Origin of the sequence: Endobacterium cereale (assembly GCF_009617585.1) — a bacterium.
Lineage (GTDB): Bacteria > Pseudomonadota > Alphaproteobacteria > Rhizobiales > Rhizobiaceae > Neorhizobium > Neorhizobium cereale.
The window spans coordinates 1-21,583 of sequence record NZ_WIXI01000029.1; the positions used below are offsets into that span (position 1 = coordinate 1).

At 57.7% G+C, this 21,583-nt stretch carries 23 protein-coding genes, 2 tRNA genes and 1 pseudogene; 19 read left to right on the forward strand and 7 right to left on the reverse strand.

What is annotated here, in order from left to right; genetic code table 11:
* Positions 1–99: 99 nt before the first annotated feature.
* The gene (locus GAO09_RS04345; RefSeq protein ID WP_153352834.1) at positions 100–885 is read right to left on the reverse strand and encodes a metallophosphoesterase family protein; all 786 of its coding nucleotides are present in this window, start codon (positions 883–885) and stop codon (positions 100–102) included.
* Positions 886–1,571: 686 nt separating this feature from the next.
* On the opposite strand from GAO09_RS04345, the gene GAO09_RS04350 reads away from it, so the two are divergent.
* The 3 genes from GAO09_RS04350 to GAO09_RS04360 all read left to right on the forward strand — a co-directional run bounded on the left by GAO09_RS04350 (position 1,572) and on the right by GAO09_RS04360 (position 6,270).
* Positions 1,572–2,768 carry a polysaccharide biosynthesis/export family protein gene (locus tag GAO09_RS04350; protein ID WP_153352835.1) on the forward strand — a complete coding sequence of 399 codons (1,197 nt, stop codon included), beginning with the start codon at positions 1,572–1,574 and terminating at the stop codon, positions 2,766–2,768.
* A 302-nt stretch (positions 2,769–3,070) separates the two neighbouring features.
* Positions 3,071–5,326: a polysaccharide biosynthesis tyrosine autokinase gene (locus GAO09_RS04355; RefSeq protein WP_274379748.1), complete on the forward strand. Its 2,256-nt coding sequence runs from the start codon at positions 3,071–3,073 to the stop codon at positions 5,324–5,326.
* A gap of 92 nt (positions 5,327–5,418) precedes the next feature.
* Positions 5,419–6,270 (forward strand): DUF6030 family protein, encoded by an 852-nt coding sequence (locus GAO09_RS04360; protein WP_153352836.1) that lies wholly within the window; start codon positions 5,419–5,421, stop codon positions 6,268–6,270.
* Positions 6,271–6,348: 78 nt separating this feature from the next.
* Here GAO09_RS04360 and GAO09_RS04365 read toward each other — a convergent pair whose 3' ends face one another.
* Together GAO09_RS04365 and GAO09_RS04370 are read right to left on the reverse strand one after the other, a co-directional pair.
* The gene (locus GAO09_RS04365) at positions 6,349–6,573 is read right to left on the reverse strand and encodes a hypothetical protein (RefSeq protein ID WP_153352837.1); all 225 of its coding nucleotides are present in this window, start codon (positions 6,571–6,573) and stop codon (positions 6,349–6,351) included.
* A 163-nt stretch (positions 6,574–6,736) separates the two neighbouring features.
* Positions 6,737–6,811, reverse strand: a tRNA-Thr gene (locus GAO09_RS04370).
* A 188-nt stretch (positions 6,812–6,999) separates the two neighbouring features.
* On the opposite strand from GAO09_RS04370, the gene GAO09_RS29880 reads away from it, so the two are divergent.
* The 11 genes from GAO09_RS29880 (at position 7,000) to GAO09_RS04425 (ending at position 14,151) form a co-directional block, all read left to right on the forward strand.
* Positions 7,000–7,191 (forward strand): hypothetical protein, encoded by a 192-nt coding sequence (locus GAO09_RS29880; RefSeq protein WP_235937930.1) that lies wholly within the window; start codon positions 7,000–7,002, stop codon positions 7,189–7,191.
* Between the two features lie 131 nt (positions 7,192–7,322).
* Positions 7,323–8,615, forward strand: coding sequence for a UDP-N-acetylglucosamine 1-carboxyvinyltransferase (gene murA, locus GAO09_RS04380; protein WP_153352839.1), 1,293 nt, complete (start codon positions 7,323–7,325; stop codon positions 8,613–8,615).
* 173 nt (positions 8,616–8,788) lie between these two features.
* On the forward strand, positions 8,789–9,631 hold the full coding sequence (locus GAO09_RS04385; protein WP_153352840.1) for an oxidoreductase: 843 nt from the start codon (positions 8,789–8,791) through the stop codon (positions 9,629–9,631).
* A gap of 154 nt (positions 9,632–9,785) precedes the next feature.
* Entirely contained in the window at positions 9,786–10,217 is a 432-nt protein-coding gene (locus tag GAO09_RS04390; RefSeq protein WP_153352841.1) for a DUF2948 family protein, read from the forward strand.
* Positions 10,218–10,310: 93 nt separating this feature from the next.
* Positions 10,311–11,609 carry a histidinol dehydrogenase gene (hisD, locus tag GAO09_RS04395; protein ID WP_324185729.1) on the forward strand — a complete coding sequence of 433 codons (1,299 nt, stop codon included), beginning with the start codon at positions 10,311–10,313 and terminating at the stop codon, positions 11,607–11,609.
* Between the two features lie 3 nt (positions 11,610–11,612).
* Positions 11,613–12,086 (forward strand): UPF0262 family protein, encoded by a 474-nt coding sequence (locus tag GAO09_RS04400; RefSeq protein WP_153352842.1) that lies wholly within the window; start codon positions 11,613–11,615, stop codon positions 12,084–12,086.
* A 14-nt stretch (positions 12,087–12,100) separates the two neighbouring features.
* Positions 12,101–12,580: an arsenate-mycothiol transferase ArsC gene (locus tag GAO09_RS04405; protein WP_153352865.1), complete on the forward strand. Its 480-nt coding sequence runs from the start codon at positions 12,101–12,103 to the stop codon at positions 12,578–12,580.
* Positions 12,581–12,735: 155 nt separating this feature from the next.
* On the forward strand, positions 12,736–12,954 hold the full coding sequence (gene infA, locus GAO09_RS04410; protein WP_004435948.1) for a translation initiation factor IF-1: 219 nt from the start codon (positions 12,736–12,738) through the stop codon (positions 12,952–12,954).
* 9 nt (positions 12,955–12,963) lie between these two features.
* Positions 12,964–13,584, forward strand: coding sequence for a Maf-like protein (locus GAO09_RS04415; protein ID WP_153352843.1), 621 nt, complete (start codon positions 12,964–12,966; stop codon positions 13,582–13,584).
* Positions 13,585–13,673: 89 nt separating this feature from the next.
* Positions 13,674–13,883, forward strand: coding sequence for a DNA gyrase inhibitor YacG (gene yacG, locus GAO09_RS04420; protein ID WP_153352844.1), 210 nt, complete (start codon positions 13,674–13,676; stop codon positions 13,881–13,883).
* A gap of 192 nt (positions 13,884–14,075) precedes the next feature.
* Positions 14,076–14,151 (forward strand) — tRNA-Phe (locus GAO09_RS04425).
* A 70-nt stretch (positions 14,152–14,221) separates the two neighbouring features.
* On the opposite strand, the gene GAO09_RS04430 is transcribed toward GAO09_RS04425, so the two are convergent.
* Complete coding sequence (locus GAO09_RS04430) at positions 14,222–15,313, reverse strand: tyrosine-type recombinase/integrase (protein WP_153352845.1); 1,092 nt, start codon at positions 15,311–15,313, stop codon at positions 14,222–14,224.
* Positions 15,310–15,546 (reverse strand): hypothetical protein, encoded by a 237-nt coding sequence (locus GAO09_RS04435; RefSeq protein ID WP_235937929.1) that lies wholly within the window; start codon positions 15,544–15,546, stop codon positions 15,310–15,312. Before GAO09_RS04435 ends, GAO09_RS04430 begins: the two co-directional genes overlap by 4 nt.
* 579 nt (positions 15,547–16,125) lie before the next feature.
* On the opposite strand from GAO09_RS04435, the gene GAO09_RS04440 reads away from it, so the two are divergent.
* Both GAO09_RS04440 and GAO09_RS04445 read left to right on the forward strand, forming a co-directional pair.
* Complete coding sequence (locus GAO09_RS04440) at positions 16,126–16,800, forward strand: ParA family protein (protein ID WP_153352846.1); 675 nt, start codon at positions 16,126–16,128, stop codon at positions 16,798–16,800.
* Entirely contained in the window at positions 16,797–17,087 is a 291-nt protein-coding gene (locus GAO09_RS04445) for a hypothetical protein (RefSeq protein WP_153352847.1), read from the forward strand. The genes GAO09_RS04440 and GAO09_RS04445 overlap by 4 nt, the downstream gene beginning before the upstream one ends.
* Before the next feature lie 262 nt (positions 17,088–17,349).
* On the opposite strand, the pseudogene GAO09_RS29885 reads toward GAO09_RS04445, so the two are convergent.
* Positions 17,350–17,502, reverse strand: a pseudogene (locus GAO09_RS29885) (AAA family ATPase); the annotation flags it as partial.
* A 600-nt stretch (positions 17,503–18,102) separates the two neighbouring features.
* Between GAO09_RS29885 and GAO09_RS04455 the strand changes: the two are divergent.
* The 3 genes from GAO09_RS04455 (at position 18,103) to GAO09_RS04465 (ending at position 20,655) form a co-directional block, all read left to right on the forward strand.
* Complete coding sequence (locus GAO09_RS04455; RefSeq protein ID WP_153352867.1) at positions 18,103–18,333, forward strand: helix-turn-helix transcriptional regulator; 231 nt, start codon at positions 18,103–18,105, stop codon at positions 18,331–18,333.
* Complete coding sequence (locus GAO09_RS04460; protein WP_153352848.1) at positions 18,330–19,586, forward strand: type II toxin-antitoxin system HipA family toxin; 1,257 nt, start codon at positions 18,330–18,332, stop codon at positions 19,584–19,586. Before GAO09_RS04455 ends, GAO09_RS04460 begins: the two co-directional genes overlap by 4 nt.
* Before the next feature lie 214 nt (positions 19,587–19,800).
* Complete coding sequence (locus GAO09_RS04465) at positions 19,801–20,655, forward strand: hypothetical protein (RefSeq protein ID WP_153352849.1); 855 nt, start codon at positions 19,801–19,803, stop codon at positions 20,653–20,655.
* Positions 20,656–20,775: 120 nt separating this feature from the next.
* Here the strand turns inward: GAO09_RS04465 and GAO09_RS04470 are convergent, their stop codons facing one another.
* Complete coding sequence (locus GAO09_RS04470; protein ID WP_153352850.1) at positions 20,776–21,471, reverse strand: hypothetical protein; 696 nt, start codon at positions 21,469–21,471, stop codon at positions 20,776–20,778.
* Positions 21,472–21,583 lie beyond the last annotated feature (112 nt).

A 21,583-nucleotide genomic window follows, 5' to 3' on the forward strand; every position in this document is an offset into this window, starting at 1 on the left:
TTTCCGTCTGGTTCGATATCCGCATCATGGTCGGCACCGTGGTGTCCGAACTGCGCGGCGGCAAGGGTTTTTGAGGTCAGCTGATCCTCTATCCTTCGATCAGAGAATGCTCGCCTTGCCGTCGATGATTTTCAGCACGGCAAGGTGACCGCTGTAATAGGCGCCGGTATCGATGCCGATCCTCCCGGCGGCGAATTCCGGCTTCTCGACCGGCGTATGGCCATGGATGACAATCTTCGGCAGCATCGGTCCTTTTGACAGAAACGACTGACGTATCCACATCAGGTCCTCGTCGCGCTGCTCCTCCAGCGGCACTTCCGGGCGAATGCCCGCATGCACGAAAACATAATCGCCCACTTCCAGCATGACCGGCAGGCTTTCGAGAAATTCGACATGATGCGCCGGCACAATGTCTTTCAGGATCGAGCGCATCAGCGCCGGATCACCGCCGCTGCGGCTGACCAGATGTTCGGCATCCATACCATAGGAAAGCAGCGTCTGACGGCCACCGAATTCCAGCCAGCGGTCGATCTGGCTCGGATCCCGCAGAAACTGCAGGAAAACATCGTCGTGGTTGCCGCAAAGCGGCACGCGCCGCAGCGTCGTGTCCGGAGGTCGCGCCAGGTGCTCAAGCACGGCGGCGGATCGCGGTCCGCGATCGACATAGTCTCCCAGCAGGATCGTCAAACCCTGCTTTTCGTATTGCCGCGCATCATTGCGTATGCGGCGTTCCGCATCCAGCAACTGGTCCATGCAGCCATGCACGTCTCCCACCGCATAGAGAGGGTAGGCCGGTCCGGGCTGGCCGAGCGCAAAACGCCGCCGCGGTGGCGTAGCCTGTGTCGGCCCGCCCTGCCGGAGGAACCGTTGCAGGAGAGATTTCATGCGGTCATGCTTTTCAAAAAATACGCCGACCGCGGGTCAGCGGCCGGGCGTGACTGTAGCCCGTTCACCCGAGGCAAGCATGAGGCTTTCTCGGTTTGCAGTCCACTTGGAACTATGCGTGATCCACTCAATAAGTTGCGACTGACCATCCGCGGGGCGACATCCAACTCGGTTCGAGCAATCTCGCGCTCCGCCATTTCGAGGACGACATCCATCCGATTCCTAGTTTTCCACATGGGCCGCCCACGCGTTGTATTTGCCTGAGAAAGCATTCTCTAATGTTGTTGAATTCAACTTTGGCGGGAATTGTGTTGATCCCGTCTTGGTGTTGCCACAGAGGTGACATGAATACACCTTCTGCGCGTCAAGATCTGACAAACGATAATATCTGACATTGCAGTGGCATAAGACGGAAAAGATTCAATTTTAACAAAGTGGCCGCGTTGTCCGACTGGCGTTGACTTTAACTGTTCGGTAACCATGTTTCTGCCAATCCGGCCCAAAAAACATTAATGCAATCAATGGTGGTTAATGGGCGTTAAGTCTCTGTGATACAAACGCAACACCCCAGTTGCCAGATGACTCGCAGGAGTAGCGTTTCGGACGTGTCCTGGTGGTACGTCCGGTTCTTTTTGACTATTGCATTGCAGCATATGTCTGCACGACTGAAGGAGATCCGAGTGATCATGCGTTGCTCCGTAATGCTGCTGACAGTAACCGCCCTGGGTTTGGCTGGTTGCACGGCACTCCCCAATTCCGGTCCCTTGTCGGAGGCGGTCGAGTCCCAGGCGGCAGTCAAGGTCACCTCAGCCTCCAAGGCAAAGACAGCCGGCATCGATTATGCGCTGGTCGACCTCAACAAGACGCTGCTGGCGTATGTGGGTGATACGGTCACGCCATCCTTTGCCAGCGGTTTCGGCACGGGCCGCGGCGGCGCTCCGAACCTGCCGCTTGGCGTCGGGGATGTCGTTCAGGTCACGGTATTCGAATCCCAGTCCGGCGGTCTCTTCATTCCGGCCGATGCCGGCAGCCGTTCCGGTAACTTCGTTTCCCTGCCGAACTACACGATCGGTCGCGACGGCATGATCAGCGTGCCTTATGCCGGTCGTATCCGCGCCAATGGCCGCACGGTCGAGCAGGTTCAGCGCGAGATCGAGGAAAAGCTCGCCAACCGCGCCATCGAGCCGCAGGCGATCATCACCAAGATCAACAGCCGCTCCGCGCAGGTCGCCGTTCTCGGTGACGTCAACGAGCCGACCAAGATCGAACTCACCGAAGCCGGTGATCGTATTCTCGACGTCGTCTCGCAGGCCGGTGGCCTCAGTGTACCGGGCGAGGAAACCTATATCACCCTCCAGCGCGGCAGCCGCACCGGCAAGGTTTATTACGAGGACCTCGTCAAGAACCCACGTGAAAACATCTTTGTTGCACCAGGCGATACGGTCGTCGTCAAGCGTGAACGCCGCACCTACCTCGCATTCGGCGCCTCGGGTCTCAATGGTCGCTTCAACTTCGAAGAGTCCTCGCTCACGCTGGGTGAAGCACTTGGCCAGGCAGGCGGTCTTCTCGACCAGCGTGCCGATCCGCAGCAGGTTCTACTCTATCGCACCGTCAGCCGTGATCTTCTGGTCAAGCTCGGCGTCGATACGTCCCGTTTCAAGGGTCAGACTGTGCCTGTGATCTTCCGCGCCAACCTGCGCGATCCGGCCATGTTCTTCGCGGTCCAGAAGTTCCCGATGCAGGACAAGGACATTCTTTACGTGACGAACTCGAAGTCCGTCGAGCTGACCAAGTTCCTGGATATCCTGAACAACGTCACATCGACCGCATCCGGCGTCAGCAAGGACGTGGTGGATACGCGCAACGCGATCCAGGATCTCTAATGATCGTTTCCTTCGGGAGGTGCCTCGGTGCCTCCCAAAGTTTTAAATGCGATAGATTTCGTCTAAAACTTGATCATTGTCCGATCATGTGCCACGTTTTCCCGGCAGGTCGAAATCCGATCGTTCCATAAAAAAGCCTTGGGAGGAGGTTGGAACGGTCTTCGGGCGCTTGCTCGATACTCGACAGCCGTGCGCCCCGCCCTATTTTTGCCGTGGGCACCCGAAGTGCTTAACGTTTCGCTCCCGACGTCGAGGTCAAGAATTTGCAACTGTATAATAGGGACTTGCCGAGTGGTGCCTTGCTGGAAAAGCTGAGCGCGCCTCCTGTCCGCCGCCAGTTGATCGATGTCGAAGCCATCATGGGCATCGCGCGGCGCCAGTGGGTGGTCGTGGCTCTTTGCGCCACCGTCGGCGCCATGCTCGGCATCGCCTATGTGATGACGGCAACGCCGCTTTATACGGCCGGCACCAGCGTCATGATCGACCGTGGCGATACCAGCCAGGTCGTCGCCCAGCTTTCCACCGCAGGCCCCGCGCCGGGCGAGGAGGAAGCGATGATCGTCAGCCAGATCGCGCTTTTGCAGTCACAGGCGGTTATCGGCGCCGTCGTGGACAAGCTCGACCTTACCAATGATCCGGAATTTGTCGGCACACCGTCGGCTGTCGCCACCGTCAAGAACGGCATCAAGTCGCTGATCAGCCTCACCGGCCTTTATTCGCCGAAGGAGGCGCAGGTCGACAGTGCCGCGCGTCGCCAGGCAGCGATCGAGCAACTCGGACGCGGCATGAGCGTGGCGCGTGCAGGGCGAAGCTATGTGATCGGCGTCGCCTATACGTCGCCATCGGCCGCCTTGTCGGCGCGCATCGCAAATGGCATCGGCGATGCCTATCTTGATGACAAGCTGGAATCCCGCTACGAGGCCACCCGTCGCGCCGGCAGCTGGCTGGAAGGCCGTATCGCCGAATTGCGCCAGAAGGCGCTGGAAGCCGATCTGGCGGTTCAGAAATTCCGTTCCGAGAATGGCCTTGTTTCCGCCGGCCAGACGCTGATGTCCGACCAGCAGCTGACAGAACTCAACAGCGCTCTCATCGTTGCCCAGTCGGAAACCGCGCAGGCACGCGCTAAGCACGAGCGCATCCAGAAGATTATCGATGCAGGGCAGGGCGATGCCATCGTCAATGACGTGCTCGACAGCTCGATCTCCAATGACCTGCGCCAGAAATATCTCGAAGCCTCCAAGACTGAGGCCGACATTTCGGCACGTCTCGGTGCCGACCACGTGCAGGCCGTGCGCCTGCGCGGCGAGATGGCGGAATATCGCCGTCAGATGTTCGAGGAACTGAGCCGTATCGCCCAGAGCTACCAGAGCGAACTGGAAGTGGCGCAGGCGCGTCAGAAAAGCCTGGAGGACAGCGTCCAGAAAGCGATGGGCGTGACCTTCAGCGCCAATGAGACGCAGGTACAGCTGCGCGAACTGGAGCGCGAGGCCGATACCTACAAGAACCTCTACCAGAATTTTCTGCAGAAACATCAGGAAGCCCTGCAGCAGCAGAGCTTTCCGCTGACGGAAGCCCGTGTCATCACCAAGGCGACCGAGCCGGATGGCGCAAGCCACCCGAAGAAGCTGATCATGCTTCTGGCCTTTTGTTTCCTCGGTGGTTTTGCCGGAGCCGGCATCGGCGCCTTCCGCGAATTCCGCGATCGTTTCTTCCGCACCGGCGATCAGGTGCGCGACGTGCTTGATCTCGAATTTATCGGCACGGCGCCGATGATCGACGAAAGCGCCGGCAAGGTGCCGGAAGTGCAGGCCGGACAAAGCCCAAGGGCGCTGCGCAAGAGCAATGTCGCTTCCAACTACGTGATCGATCACCCGCTGTCGTCCTTTGCCGAAACGCTGCGCAGCGCCAAGATCGCCGCCGACCTGACGCTGGCCGGCAAGGACTGCAAGATCATCGGCATCGTCTCGACCCTGCCCGGCGAGGGCAAGTCGACCACGGCGATCAATTTCGCCGAGCTTCTAGCCAGCCAGGGTGCGCGCACGGTGCTGATCGACGGCGACCTTCGTAACCCTGGGGCAACGCGTGCCATTGGCCTGCATGCCGAAGAGGGGATCCTGGAAGCGATCCTCGAAAAGAAGCCGGTCGGTGATCTGCTGCTCTACAATCCCGAGACCAAGCTTGCTTTCCTGCCGGCGGTGATCAAGCGGCGCGTGCCGCATTCGGCCGAGCTGATCGGCTCGCTCGCCATGCGCGATATCCTCACCAGCCTGTCTGCCGAAGCGGATTACATCATCGTCGACCTGCCGCCACTCGGCGCCGTGGTCGATGCCCGTGCCGCAGCCAACCGCATCGATAGCTTCATTTACGTCGTCGAATGGGGCAAGACCGCGCGGCGCGCCGTGCGCCAGACGATCGGTAACGAACCGCAGGTGCGCGACAAGACGCTCGGCGTCATCCTCAACAAGGTCGACCACGAGAAGATGAAGCTCTACCGGACCTATGGATCGAGCGAATATTATTATTCGCGCTATTCCGAATATTATCAGGAAAACAAGTGATTTTTCGCCGGGGGCGGTGTTTGGGTATGCGGCGATGCGTGTGTTGAGGCGGGACACGACGTCGGACGCAATCGGCAGGATATGGCCCCGTCATGGCGCAGGATAAGGATGACAATGATAGGCGGTCGGACGGGCTGATGCTCGCCAAGGCGGTTGAACGTTATCCGCAGAGGCATCCCGGTCGTCGTATCGTGATGATGCTGTTCGTCTGTGTCGCCATCTGCGCCGTCACTATTCCCGTGCTTCTCGCCAATAACGGCCGCAATCTCGAAATGCTGGGCGATCGCCTCGGTCTGCCATTAAATGACTGGTGGCGAGGCAAGACCGATCGGGTGGACCTGCCGAAGCCACCCCAAGGCTTAGAGCCGCCGGTGGTGGACAATACGGCGGTATCTGGTCAGCGTCACATACCGGCACCAGCCCTCGACAGCCCTCCATCACATCTGCTGCGCCCTGTGGATGCCTGGAAGCCTGAAGAGAGCTGCAACGCGCTGCAGCCGGGCGTGACGGGTGAAAAGCCGGTGTTTCTCGCAGCCCCGGACGGTCGTTCGGAATGCACGGTGCTGGTTGCGCTGAGTGAGGCGGAAAAAGCCAGTTCCCTGTTCCTGCAGATCAGGGCATCCGGCGGCAACGTTGCCAGCTTGCGCATGAAGCTCAATTTTGGCGAGGACGGCAAGACGGGAGCGCTTGTCGAAAGGGCGGACGACATGGCGCAGAGCATGCTGATGCCTATCAGCGAAGACGATCGTGCCTATCTGCGGGGCAAGATGACGGAGCGGCAGGCGTTTCGCACCGAGATCGGTGATTATCGAATGAGTTTCCGGCCTGAGGGGAACGACACTTCGCGTTTCAATTTCATCGCCGTTTCCAAGGTCAGGGAGCCTGATGTGATGCCCGAAGAGCAAAGCAATCCCGAAGCTGCACCGGAGAGCGCCCAGCCTTGAAGAACGGATCGCTTTGAGTGGCCGAAAGCGCGGCTGCATCTGCTAAGGCAGCGGCCGCGCTAACAACTTTCATCGAGCTTAGCGGCAGACGCGGGTGGTGCGCACAACAGTGCGGCCATGGTGGTGCGTGCGCACTTTCTTGACGACGCATTTTTCGCGGTGATGCCGCGGGCGCGCGTGATGGCCGTGACGGTGATCAACGCGCTCGACGGTGCGCACGGTCACGCTTGCTGCTTGCGAAGCGGTGGCAAAAGGCAGGATGGAAGACACCGCGATGGCAGCGGCGAGAACGAGATTTTTCATGAATGCCTCGGGGATGAATGAAGGTTGGCGGCCGATAATGCCGATGACCCGCCTGAGGTTCCGCAGAGACGCGATGATCGGTGAAATATTTTCATCAAGCGGAAATCACCGCATGACGTTTGCCGTCAGGGGTTGGAGCAAGACAATATCAAAGGAAAGAAAATGGTGCTGCTAGAGAGATTTGAACTCTCGGCCTCTCCCTTACCAAGGGAGTGCTCTACCCCTGAGCTATAGCAGCATCTGGCAACCGGTTGATGTCCCCGGCGCGTTGGGATGGCGGCCTATTGCCATAGGTTTTTCGTCAGCGCAAGCGACAAAAAACGACTTCGTGACATTTGCGTGGAAAAGTTGGGGTGGCTTCCGGTCTCGCCGCTTTTGTTCTATGTCGATTTCATGAACGAAAAAGATCTTGAGACCAGCGGCGGAATGCCTGTGGATGCGGGGGAAGAGCAGCGCCTGAAACGGGGTGAGCGCGCGGAAGCGGAGCGCAAACTTCGGGCGGCGGCAAAACTGCGCGAAAATCTTCAGCGTCGCAAGCAGCAGGCCCGCGCCCGCCGTGCCGGCGAAGAAGATCAAACGATCGGCCTTCCTGCCGCAAAAACGGACGAATCATCGTGATTGTGTCCGGCATTCTCATTCTCCCGGTTTCTCCGGGTGCCTTTTGCAAATAATTGAAGCCGCGCGGGATATCGTCTAAGACGCCCGCTTTCGCGCATTAAAAGAAAGGCGGGCCCGGCCCGTTATAAAAGATGGATCGCATCAGAGTTATCGGCGGCAATCAGCTGAACGGCATCATCCCGATTTCGGGCGCCAAGAATGCGGCCCTGCCGCTGATGATCGCATCGTTGCTGACAAGCGATACGCTGACGCTCGAAAACGTGCCGCATCTGGCCGATGTCGAGCAGCTCATGCGCATTCTCGGCAATCACGGCGTTGACCTTTCCGTCAATGGCCGCCGCGAAGGCCAGACTGAGACCTATGCCCGCACCATCCAGTTCACCTGCCGCACCGTCGTCGATACGGTGGCGCCTTACGAGCTGGTCTCGAAGATGCGCGCCTCGTTCTGGGTCATCGGCCCGCTGCTTGCCCGTGAAGGCAAGGCTCGCGTCTCGCTGCCGGGCGGTTGCGCCATCGGCACGCGTCCGGTCGATCTGTTCCTCGAAAGCCTGCAGGCGCTCGGCGCCACGATCGAGATCGATGGCGGTTATGTCGAAGTGACGGCGCCGAAAGGCGGCCTGATCGGCGCCCATTACACCTTCCCGAAAGTCTCGGTCGGCGCCACGCATGTGATGTTGATGGCGGCAACACTTGCCAAGGGCACGACGGTCATCGAAAACGCCGCCCGCGAGCCCGAAGTCGTCGATCTCGCCGCCTGCCTCACAGCCATGGGCGCCAAGATCGAAGGCGCCGGCACAAAGACCATCACCATCGAAGGCGTGTCGTCGCTGCACGGCGCTCGCCACCGCGTCCTGCCCGACCGTATCGAAACCGGCACCTATGCCATGGCCGTTGCCATGACCGGCGGTGACGTGACGCTCGAAGGCACCAATGGCGCGCTGCTCGAAAACGCACTCGATGCCCTGCGTCAGGCTGGCGCCACCATCACCGAAACGGAAACCGGCCTGCGCGTCGTGCGCAATGGTAACGGCATCCAGCCGGTCGATGTCGTCACCGAACCTTTCCCGGGTTTCCCGACCGACCTGCAGGCGCAGTTCATGGCACTGATGACGCGCTCTTCGGGCGTGGCACATATCACCGAGACCATTTTCGAAAACCGCTTCATGCACGTGCAGGAACTGGCACGTCTGGGTGCAAAAATTTCGCTGTCGGGCCAGATGGCGCGCATCGAAGGCGTGTCCAAGCTGAAGGGCGCACCGGTCATGGCGACTGACCTGCGCGCTTCCGTATCGCTGGTGATCGCCGGTCTTGCCGCCGAAGGCGAAACCATGGTCAACCGCGTCTATCATCTCGATCGCGGTTTCGAGCGTCTGGAAGAAAAGCTCACACGCTGCGGCGCGGTCGTCGAGCGCGTAAGCGAATAAGCTTCTTCAAGCATTTGCGACATTTCGAAACGGGCGGCAGGGTTTTCCTTGCCGCCCGTTTTCGTTGACCCTATCTCTTGTCCGTTCCCATCGAACGATCCTCTCCCACGTGCCGACGGCTTTCTGCTGTCGACATTGGCCATCACCGCCATTGGTTTCACACGGAGTTTTTCATGACCACACTGACCAATCCCGTCTGGTTCATCACCGGTTGCTCGACCGGTTTCGGCAAGGAACTGGCAAAGCTCACCATCGCCCGCGGCTGGCCGACCGTCGTCACCGCCCGAGACAAGGCGCGTCTCGTCGATCTGGCTGCCAGCGGCGATAATGTGCTGGCGCTCGATCTCGATGTCACCGATCAGGCCCAGATCGATGCCGCGGTAAAAGCTGCCGAGGATCGTTTCGGCCGCATCGATGTTCTCGTCAACAATGCCGGGTATGGGTATCAGGCCTCTATCGAGGAGGGCGATGACACGGAAATCCGCGCCATGTTCGATGCCAATGTTTTTGGCCTGTTCGCGATCACGCGAGCCGTGCTGCCGGGCATGCGCACGCGCCGTCAGGGACATGTGCTCAACATCACCTCGCAGGCGGGATTTATCGGTTTTCCCGGATCGGGTTATTATGCGGCCAGCAAACATGCCGTCGAAGGTTTTTCGGATGCGCTGGCGGCCGAAGGGGCACCTGTCGGCATCAAGGTCACCTGCGTGGCACCGGGACCATTCCGCACCGATTGGGCCGGTCGTTCGCTGAAACAGACGCAGGTGCAGATCGCCGAGTATGAAGCGACCGCCGGGGCGCGCATCAAGGGCACTGCCAATATCAGCGGCCAGCAGCCGGGAGATCCGGTGCGGGCAGGCGAGACGATGATCGCGGTGGTCGAAAGTGAAAAGCCGCCACGCCATCTCGTTCTGGGTAAGCTTGCCTATGACGGCATTACCGGCAAGCTGAAGGAAAGGCTGGCGCAGGTGGAGAGCCTGAAGGACGCGAGCCTCGGCGCCGATTTCCCATCGTAACGTGACATCTGCCGGGCGGGTTTTGCAAAATCGCGCCCGGCAGTCTTCGCAGCCGCCAGCTTTGCGCATTGCTGTTGCTTCTCGTCTCGTGCCATCCTATTTCGAGAACCATGTGAAGACGCGCCTTTTGGGGGCGCCAAGGATGGAAACTGCGATGAGCGATCTCAGGCTGCTGGCCATGGACAAGGACGATCTGGATATCGTCTCGGCGCATATGCAGGACAGCGTGTTCAAGGCACCGGATATCGCCTGGGATGCCAAGCACCAGCAGTTCTCTGTCGCCGTCAACCGCTTCGTCTGGGAAAAGAGCGACCGTCGTGCCAAGGGGCATGAGCGCCGCCGCGCGTTGCTCGTGTTCAAGCGCGTGCAGGCCGTGCGTTCGCTCGGCGTCAGCCGCGGCAATGACGAGGTGGTGCATGCGCTGCTGGCCGTGCGCTTCGAACAAAAGGGCGAGGGCCCCGATGGCACGATCGAACTGACGCTGGCCGGTGATGCCGCCATCAGCCTCGATGTCGAATGCATCGAGGCGCAGTTGGCGGATACCGGTGGCGCCTGGGAAACCACCAACAGGCCGGATCACGCCTGAACGGGCGACGGCAGGATTTAGGATGTTGCAGCGTCCTGTGCGCACCTTGGGTGATGCGCGGCGCTACAGGGTGAATGTGTAAGGGGACAAACAGTGGCGATCTGGCTTGAACAGCAGGCGGCCGATTTCGAGGCGCAATTCAAGGCTTTTCTGACGACCAAGCGGGAAGTGTCGGAAGACGTCAACGCCGTGGTGCGCGATATCATCAAGGATGTGCAGACCCGTGGTGATGCTGCGCTCGCCGATTATACGCTTCGTTTCGAGAAGGTCGATCTCAACACGGTTGGCCTGCAGGTCACGGAAGCCGAGATCGATGCTGCGGTCGCTGTCACCGATCCAAAAGTTCTGGACGCGCTGAAACTGGCAGCCGAACGCATCGAAAAACACCATGCCCGCCAGATGCCGAAGGACGATATCTATGAAGACGCGATCGGCGTCGGCCTCGGTTCGCGCTGGACGGCCATCGAAGCCGTCGGCCTTTACGTGCCGGGCGGCACCGCGAGTTACCCAAGCTCGGTGCTGATGAATGCGGTGCCGGCCCGTGTGGCCGGTGTGCCGCGCATGGTCATGGTCGTGCCCGCCGGTGGCGGTTCGATCAATCCTGCCGTTCTGGCCGCTGCCCGTATTGCCGGTGTGACTGAGATTTACCGCGTTGGTGGCGCACAGGCTGTCGCAGCCCTTGCCTATGGCACGGAAACCATTGCGCCAGTGGCAAAGATCGTCGGCCCCGGCAATGCCTATGTCGCGGCGGCAAAACGCCAGGTTTTTGGCACTGTTGGCATCGACATGATCGCCGGGCCGTCGGAAGTGTTGGTCATTGCCGACGCTGAAAACGATCCCGACTGGATTGCCGCCGATCTCCTGGCTCAGGCCGAACATGATGCCGGTGCGCAGTCGATCGTCATCACCGACAATGCCGAGTTCGGCCGTGCCGTTGAAGCCGCCGTCGAACGCCAGCTGAAAACACTGTCGCGATCCGAAACCGCTGCCGCCAGCTGGCGCGATTTTGGTGCGATCATCCTTGTCGACGATTTGCAGGCATCCATCCCGCTCGCCAATCGCATCGCCGCCGAACATCTGGAACTGGCCGTGGCCGATCCCGATGCGCTGATGGCAAAAATCACCAATGCCGGTGCAATCTTCGTCGGTCGCCACACGCCGGAAGTGATCGGCGATTATGTCGGCGGTTCCAACCACGTCCTGCCGACGGCGCGCTCGGCGCGTTTTTCGTCAGGCCTCGGCGTGCTCGATTTCGTCAAGCGCACATCGATCCTGCGGCTCGGCCCGGAACAGCTGCGGGCGCTCGGCCCTGCAGCCATCACGCTTGCCCATTCCGAGGGGCTGGATGCCCATGCCCGTTCCGTCGCCATCCGGCTCAACCAGGAGAGTTGAGCCATGGCGGCTGGTGACTTCCGGCTCTGCGACATCGTGCTCGACGACAGCGTCGGCCGGTCGACGCCGGATGTCGAGCATGAGCGCGCCGTCGCCATTTTCGATCTGGTCGAGGAAAACAGTTTTTGCCCGATCGGCCATGATGGCGGTCCATATCGCCTCAGCATCTCGGTCGCCGGTCCGCGTCTTGTCTTTGCAATCACCACGCAAGAGGGGGGCGAAGTTGCCACCCATATCCTGTCGCTGACGCCATTTCGCCGCATCATCAAGGATTACTTTCTGATCTGCGAAAGTTATTACGAGGCGATCCGCTCCTCTACGCCGAGCCAGATCGAGGCGATCGACATGGGTCGCCGTGGTGTCCACAATGAGGGATCGGAAACCCTGCAGGACAGGCTGAAGGGCAAGATCGAGGTGGATTTCGACACCGCCCGCCGACTGTTCACGCTGGTCAGCGTGCTCTATTGGAAGGGATGATCTCCATGGAAACCATGGATCACCTCCCTTTCGAAACCCATATCGAGCGGCCCAACGCGATCCTGTTCGTCTGCGGCATGAACGCCATCCGTTCGCCGATGGCCGAAGTCATTGCAAAACACCTTCTGCCTCCCGATATCTATATCCAGTCGGGTGGGGTGCGTGCTGGCGAGCCTGATCCGTTTGTCGGCGTTGTACTGGAAGAACTCGGCCTTGAAACGAAAAAACGCCATGTACCGCGCACGATGGAAGATCTGGAAGACGATTTTTTCGACCTGATCATCACGCTGGCGCCGGAAGCGCATCATGCCGCACTGGAACTGACGCGCTCCAACGCGGTAGAGGTGATCTACTGGCCGACACCCGATCCGACTGTAGAAACCGGTTCGCGTGAGCAGCGGCTCGAAGCCTATCGCGGTGTCCGCGACCGTCTCTGGGCGCTGATCGACGAACGTCTCGCCCGTCGCCTGCGCCGCCGTGCGCAAACGCCCTGACGGGTGCCCTAAAAGCCTTGATTTCGGCCCTTCTCAACAAGACCGAGAATCAATGTTCACAAAGCCGCGCTGATTGTGTAGTTTCCGCGCAAATTCCAAGGCTGCCGGTTCGGTGGCCTATTCCGCATTCAAGAAAACAGGAAGACAAGCTCTAGATGGCTAAAGAAGAAGTTCTCGAATTCCCGGGCGTCGTGACGGAACTGTTGCCGAACGCGACATTCCGCGTGAAACTGGAAAACGAACACGAGATCATCGCCCACACCGCCGGCCGCATGCGCAAGAACCGCATCCGCGTTCTCGCCGGCGACAAGGTGCTGGTGGAAATGACTCCGTACGATCTGACCAAGGGTCGGATCACCTACCGCTTCAAGTAAGCGGTTTCCATGGCGCAGGAACAGAAGCTTATCCTGGCCTCCGGGTCTCCGCGCAGGTTGGATCTGCTCAATCAGGCCGGCATCAAGCCGGCTCGATTGCTGCCGATGGATATCGACGAGACCCCGAAAAAGTCCGAGCATCCGCGCTCGCTCGCCCGCCGTCTTGCGACGGAAAAGGCAGAGGCCGCGATGACCCTGCTGAAGGGCGATCTCGAATGGCGCCACAGTTACATCCTGTCTGCCGACACGGTTGTCGCCGTCGGGCGGCGTATTCTGTCGAAGACGGAATATTCGGATGAGGCCTCATCGGCGCTGCATCTTCTCTCCGGTCGCGGCCACAAGGTCTATACCGGCATCTGCCTCGTCACCCCCGGTGGCCAGGCGCGTATCCGCGTCGTCGAAACCAAGGTGCGCTTCAAGCGCCTGTCCGACCTCGAGATCAACCATTACCTCGCCTCCGACCAGTGGCGGGGCAAGGCCGGCGCTTATGCCATTCAGGGTATTGCCGGTGGCTTCGTGCAGAAGCTGGTGGGTTCCTATACGAATGTTGTCGGCCTGCCGCTGTTCGAGACGCTCGGGCTCTTGTCCGGCGAAGGTTTTGACGTAACGGCCGGCTGGGCTGAGGGCTAAAACCCGTTTGGCGCGATGGCCGGTCCCAAAGTGGGCCGGTTTTTTTCGAGATCGCGCCTGCAGCCTCAAAAATATCGAAAGGACAAGAGATGTCTGATCCGATCAAGACCGGCGGCAAGGTGGAGCCGCTGCGCAAGACCATGCCATGCCCGGTCTGCAACAAGGCGTCGGTGCGCGAGCATTATCCCTTCTGTTCCGACCGTTGCCGCCACCTCGATCTGTCGAAATGGCTGAACGGGTCCTATGCGATCCCGGTCGCGGACGATGAGGCGAAGGCAGACGGTTTCGACGAAAATTGATGTAAGCGCCTGATAATCAGGCGTTTTCATCGTTTCTGCACAGGCGGATTTCGATAAAATCGCGGAACTGTCAAAAAAGTGCAATGGGGCGCTTGCCATGGCCGAACAAGATGTTATAACCCCGCTCGCTCCCGGGGAAAACAACCCTCGGTCAGCCGGAAACGGCTGATAGGCTTGCACAAAAGCCGAGATGCCCGGATAGCTCAGTTGGTAGAGCAGCGGATTGAAAATCCGCGTGTCGGTGGTTCAAATCCGCCTCCGGGCACCATTCTATGCCCCTATTATATATTGGGTTTTCCACGTTCTCATTACCTTCTGAGTTTAACGGTTTGACAGTTTCAAACTGTGTGTTTGACAGAGTTCGTTTTCCGTTTGTTCAATTCGGCCTCAAAATCGTTGACTGCCGATGTTGCTCGCCGGGTCATGTCCGCGCGTCTCGAATAATGTTTTGCCATTGCTTCGGTCGCATGGCCAAGTACCAGCGCGATCGTGCCGTGGTCCTTGCCCATTTCGGCCAAGATGGTCGCCACCGTGTGCCTCAGCCCTTTAAGTGTCAGTCCGGGCTGGATGAGCCCCTCTGCTTCCATCTTTCCTTTCAACGTGATCCAGCTTGAGCTGAAACCGCTGTAGGTCCAAGGGCGGCCCCAGCTGTTAGCGCAGATTGTAACTGCATCATGTTTCGGGGCACGCGCCATGGCAGATGCGACCGGCTCAAATAGAGGAAGATAGATCGGGCGGCCAGTTTTGTTGCGGCGCGTGTCGAGTCCTTTCTCGCTTATCGCTGATCTCGGGAGTGCCAATGCATCCTGAGGATCCAGCGCGTAGAACATCATGAGTGCGATTGCGAGCTCCATATGTGCCGGAAGTGCTGCCAGCACTGTTTCGCGCTCTGCGTCCGTCCATGGACGGTTGGCGTCCGGCAGGGTTTTGGGTCGTCTCGCTGGCTTGACTTTCGCAGCGGGATTGTCCGTCGTGTACCCGTATTCAAGGCCCCAATCAAAAATGACCGAGAGTACGGAGCGTACATAGTTGGCAAACCTGAACTGGCGCTTCTCAAGTGCCTTGTCTCGAATTTTCGCGACAAGCGGCGGCGTGAACCGGTCCAGCGGCGTGTCCTCTATAGCCTGGAGGTAATCGAAGCATTTTTGGTAGTCAGATTGGGTGCGCGGTGCGAGTTCTTTTTGGAATCTTGTGCCGGCACGATACTTTGTTATTAGCATGCCAAGCGTTCCCGGCTTGCTTTGTCTCTCGATCATCGTCTCGTTGATCCGGTGGATCTCCATGTCAAATGCGAGCGAGTAAGTTTCGAACTTTCGGCAATCAATCGTAGCTCTAGTTTTGCGGTGATAGCAGCGCCAGTCACCATTCCTATCCCGGAAGATCTGCCAGCCCTTGTATTTGTTGGATCGTCTCCGTTCCGCCTTTGTCATCCCAGTCGCTCCAAGATGTCCTGATCGGCTTCGGTGTCGCCCGATTTGAGTTGATCGAGCCACTGATCGAGATCGCGGATATCATACCGCTTCTCGCTTTCAGGCATTTCGACTGGTCGGACCGAGCAGATCCTTGGAAATCGTTTCAGTGGCAGGCCGACATAGTCTGCTGCTTGCTTCAATGAAATCATTCGCGGCTGAACGATGCGGATATTCAAAAGTGCATTCGCCATTGCGTTTTTTCCTTTTGCTAGTTTGTAGTTTCGGCTTGGGGCAGATTGTTTATGCGATCGCTTCAAGGTTCTACGGAAACCAGTGCACCATTGGTTTGACACCATTTGACGACTAACGAAGGTGCGCCGCTCTCTCCGAAATGTTTTCATGTGGTCCATTGGACTACGATTCCATGAGTTCTGGAAACTGTAGAATTCTACGTAGAACGAAAGAAGAACATGGCGGGGCGTTTGATCAATCAAACTCATTTTTTGATTCTTGAATACCGCGGATCAGGATTTGCTCAGCGGAATGCCATCTAACAGAAGCCAAGCATGTCGGTATTGTTCGGCCTGAGATCCGACCAGTAATCAGCTTAATGGGCGCTCTTTTGAGCGGGATAATCGAGGTTTACGGGGGTGTGCCGGGTCATATGAAAAACATTGGCTAACTAGAAAAGCGGCATCAATTCAGACCGTTGCAAATTTGGTTGGCAACACATAATTGCGTTATGATTGACGCGCGTTGACGGTGAAGCGTTGTAAGGCATCATGATGCGTGGTAATGCGTCAACGTTAAACCGGAAATGGGGATCGGATATGCCTGTCATCACCGTAGCGAATCCTAAAGGCGGGGCAGGGAAATCGACCGCTACACTAGTTCTTGCAACCTCTCTGGCGGAGCAGGGGGCTAGCGTAGTTATTTTGGATTGCGATCCCAATAGAGCGATCAAGGGTTGGAGGGCGGGTTCTTCCCGAAATCCGGTGCTTGTCGATGGCGACGTCACCGAGAGTTCGATCACAGCAAAGCTCGATGAGTATCGTAAAAAGTTCCAGTTCGTTTTTGTCGATCTAGAGGGAACAGCAAGCCGGCTTATGTCCAGGGCGCTCGCTAGAGCTCAACTGGTCGTCATACCTATTCAAGCAAGCCCAACGGATGCTGAGCTCGCCGCGCGTGCGATCAACCTCATTCAGGAAGAAGAGCAGGCATTTGAGAAGATCATACCCTATCAAATCCTGTTCACACGGACGTCGCCTGCAATCGCAACTAAATTGGAGCGGCAGATTACATCCCAGCTTAAAGCGAGCGAAGTGCCAATGTTTCGCAACCACCTGAATGAGCGCTCAGCTTACAAAGCTATGTTTTTCTACCAACTCGATTTGAATGAGCTCGATAGCCGCGATGTCAATGGTTTGCCGGCAGCGCGTGACAATGCGTTCCGGCTGGCTGAGGAACTGGTCAATCTGGTAATTGGCGCGAAGGAAGCGGCATGAGCGGGAAAAATTTAGGATTTGGCGGCAGGCTTGCCAATATCACCCCTGACAAAGACGACAGTCTTGGCGTCACCGATGCCAAGGTCGACGCGATCGGTGATCGACACGGGTTCGTTGCTCGAGAGCCTATACAAAAGCTGACACGGCGAAAGCCGTCTGAACCGTCTGCCAATCTCAATATCCGACCGCCAGTGACGACCTTCAACCGGTTCTTGCAGTTCTGCGACCAGAACAGGATGTCTTACCCTGAAGCATTGAAAGAGTTGATGGATCGAGCGGGCGTCTGAGTATTCTGCGTAAAGCGTCATGATGCGTTAAGATCAACGTTGATGCGTCAACGTTAACGCTCGCTTTTGGTTTGCAGAGCACCAAACCGGTTCAGGAGTTCGTTGAGAGTTTTCCGTCGATCGATTTGAAAGCGTCAATCAGAAAGCAGGAAGCCTCATTTTGACCCGCGTACCGCGAGAGGTCGCCTTTTGATCGTCTTGCAGCAATTGCGAGTTGTTGTTTATGGTCATCATCTCAATCCCACAAACAGGACAGCGGTGCCGTCCGATCGTCTAGCGTTATGTAGGAACGCTCCGAAGTCGCCATTTTTCTGACGAGTGTTGTTTTGCCGGCCCGACGTGGTCCAATTATCAAAACAACGGGTGTGTCCGATAATGCCTCATCTGCTCGCCGCTCTACAAACCACCCAAACATTCAGTGCTCCTAAGCTGCGCTGATTGGGAGTATTCTATTCGGCTATTTGGACGTCGAGGGTCGGCAGATTGGAAGTTAGGTCTGGTGTTTGCGTTGAAAGATGCAATTGAAAAATGTGGAGATAGATCTGCGATGGGAGTATCCAGCCATCTGCTTGCTGGTGGCGTCGCATTTGTTTCAGGCATGATTTTAGCAATGATACATTTCTACGCGCAGGGTCCGATTCTGAGGCGCCGGTTGCTCGCGGCCGCTGAGGAGGAGACCCGTGAAGGGCAATTCCTCTAGATACACTCGCCCTCTCGTTGAGAAGAACGGGTTCGCAACATCACGGACTTGATGCTTGACGGCCCAAAGATTTGCAGGACGCGGAATCAGACAAAAACGTTACCGCTATGCAGCCACGTTGGCGCTCAGGTAACTCAATTGATAAGACGCCAGAGCGTGAAAAGTTTTTGGCCCACCACTTTTACTAAACGAAAATATTCCCGTTCGGGAATTCTGGTGGATGTTTTCTCGTTCACTTCGGGTGTTTTCCCGATCGGGAAAATTTTCTGGACAATCCGGCGCATACGCTGTTATTTTCCCGATCGGGAAATTAAAATGGCAAAACAAGTGAAAAGTCCAGCCGATATCGGCGCCCTGGTTAGAACCGCACGCAAGGAGCAAAACTTGCGGCAGGACGAGCTTGCCGGTGTCGCGGGGGTTGGCCTGCGGTTCATTGTCGATCTCGAAGCCGGCAAGCCGACAGCGCAGATCGGAAAAGTATTGCAAGTTCTGCAAACGCTCGGTTGTTCGATCGACATTTTGGAACCTGGTGAGCGCAGGCGATGACGACAAAGGTTCTCAACGTATGGTGGGATAGCCGTGTCGTCGGCCAGTTTACCCAGGACAAACACGGTGATATCGCTTTTCAGTATGCAGACGCATGGCTTGGCGATCAGACGACGCCGCCGCTTTCCGCCTCTTTGCCGAAGCGGCCGGAACAATTCTCTCGTCGCGAATGCCGCCCATTTTTCGGTGGGCTTCTCCCTGAAGAGAGCCAGCGCCTGGTTGCTGCACAGGCTCTGGGCGTTTCGCCAGGGAACGACTTCGCGCTTCTCGATCGTTTAGGCGGCGACGTTGCCGGTGCGCTTCAGCTGCTGCCGGAAGGTGAGTTGCCGCCTGATGTAACGGTGAATGCCGGGACTCAGCCGACACCACTGGATGATGCCGGGATCGTCCGAATACTGGACGCTCTTCCTAACAGGCCTCTACTAGCCGGGGAGGAGGGGTTGAGGCTATCTTTGGCTGGCGCGCAATCGAAGGTGCCTGTTGTGGTCATTAATGGGCGGATTGCCCTTCCATTGCCGGGGCAACCGACCACGCACATTCTCAAGCCGCCGATAGCGCGTTTTAAAGGCACGACCGAAAACGAAGCATTCGTGATGAGCCTCGCCGCCGCGATAGGCCTTGACGTTGCCCCGGTAGAGGCAAGGACTGCGGAGGGCCGTCCATTCCTCTTGGTCGAGCGATATGATCGCGTGCGCAATGATCTCGGCGTCATGCACCGTATCCACCAGGAGGATTTTTGTCAGGCGCTCGGGGTGCCACCGGAAAGCAAATATGCCAGCGAAGGCGGGCCGACCTTCAAGGATTGCTTTGAGCTGCTGCGGCGTGTGTCGGCGCGGCCGGCGACGGATATCGCCAAGCTGCTGGATGCAGCAATTTTCAATCTGCTTGTCGGAAATGCCGATGCTCACGGTAAGAATTACTCGATTCTATACGACGACCAGGGGCCGAGAATGGCACCGCTGTATGATTTGCTTTCGACGGTAGCCTACCCTGACTTGTCGTCAAAAATGGCCATGAGGATTGGGAAACGAGCGACCTTGGCCGAGATGGATGCCGATGGATGGAAGGCATTTGCGAAAGATGCCGGGATCGGTTTTGCTCTGGTTCGCCGGCGTATTTTCGAACTATGCGGGGCTGTCATGAAGCACGGAGGGGTTGCCTCAGCGATCGTGCGGGGTGATCTAGCTGCTACCGCAAAAGTGAATGAATCGGTCCAGAAACGCGCTATTCTGGTGTCTCTGTCAGTCGGATAAATGTCCATTTGGGTAAGTGTAGCTGGCAGGTAAGCAATCTGACAAAGGTATCCGAAACTCTAGATGTCGAACGCACTGGCGAGCAGAGAAAGTTGTCGTGGTTCGTTGAAGAGCCGCTGACCAAGCTCGCAGCAAAGTGCTGTAAATCACGGAAGACATTAGACAACCAGCAGGCGATCCGGCATGAACTCCTGAGCATTTGATGGGGGCCGAGTTGTACGTACCGCCGTGGACAATCTTCGCTGGATTAGGCGCGCTGGAACGGCGCGAGCTCTGCAATCTGATCGCTAGTTTCGAGGCCACGACATTGCTATTGATGTCGATCGACAGGGTGAGCGTCGCTCGCTTCCAGAAAGACGGCCGCGACGGCGATATGAAAGCTTTCGCTCGGCGTTTGAAAGAAGCCGCGGACCAGCTGTTCGATTCCTCCGTCTCTGAACGGACACTGCTTATTTGTCTTTGGATAAGGATGGCTGAGGCCCTCGACCTAGACCCTGTAATCCCGTTGTCTAGTAGGAGAGCAAACTCGCTCGGCGCAGGTGTCGCATTTAAGGTGGCGGCCATCATGGCAGCTCCGATTGATTACGATACCGACGGTACGCAGACGGCATTTCAGAAAGCCTTGCGGACAGTTAAGTCTGTCGCTGGCCGCCAGCATCAAGATTTCGCGTTACTCGTTGCCACGCAGGCGGAACTCGTAGCCATGGCTGTCGCGGAAGCTGCGGGGTCTGGCGAGTTGTCTGAGGAACAGCAACGGGAACTCGACGAACGCATCCGCGAACACATCAAAAGCCTGCCGCCCGAACTTCGAGACGAGACCACGCGCAATGCCCTTGCCTCCGGAGACAAGGCGGCGCTGGCGCTACTCGCGACAGGCACTACGGCATTCTCGATTGGGGTCGGCGTAAACCTGGCGGGTTTCAGCGCATATATTCTCGCTGCGCAGGCATCTGCTTTCACCAATGCCCGAGGCTTCCGCGACCTTGGTGCGGCTAACCGTGAAGTGGTTCTGTTGCCCGATATCGTTCGGTTGCTTGAAGCAGTGCCAAGCACAATCCACGAAATTTGAAGCCGCGAGCATCACGACTTCAAAAGACATGCAGCAAGGCGGAGCTGGAAAGGAACGTTCCCGCTCTACAGCCAAATTGGCACCTGTCCGCGACCAACGGCGAGGATTGGCAGAGGGTTCTTACAGGGCACGGGAACGCATAACCTCGATGAGGTCGAGCAATATTCTTCTCAGATCAGCCCACGGGGCATCAGTAAATTTATTGCCGGGATCCTCCATACTCAGAAGGCAATGCAATTTCGCCGCAATCTCGACTGTCGTTTTCGGTCTCGATAAGGAAAGCACACGCGACAGCCGTCGTTCCTGTTCCGCCAAATCGTGCTCGAAAGCTAGGGCAGGACTGTAGCCCAGCTCTCGATCTGCCGAATTCCAACTCTCGCGGCGTTTCCGCAAGAGTGATCGTGCTGCTGCCAGTTTTGTCGCGTCTACGCGCGATTTTAGCCGGTCGATGTCGGCCAGCGAATAAACCGTGACAGCCGGCTCGTCCGCAGAGACATTCATTTGCACGACAGGGAATGCCCCCGCCATAGCAAGCACCTTGGATTCAATCTGCTGTTGGTATTTTGTAATGCGAGCCAGCCGCTGGTGGGCCTCGTACCAATTCAGCCAAAGACGTGCCGTTGACGTTGGACCTGGCACGTTGCGCTCCGGTGCCTTCTCCAAATCGTACGTGAGCGACAGCAATACTTGCGCGGTTGCACTCAAAAGGTTTTTGCGGGTGATACGGGATGGAAAATCGGTATCGCGCCTATTGGAGGATTTGCGATTTGTGCGGGTATTTGAAGGCAAATTTCTGCTATCCTCAGAATCAGCCATGATCCGAGCTCCCAATAGCTTGTGTGTGGTCAGGTCAGGCGAGGATGTTACAGCATCCTGCTTGACCGCATTCCGGGCTGTGAGCCAGTTGAGGAAGTCTGAATCAAAACAA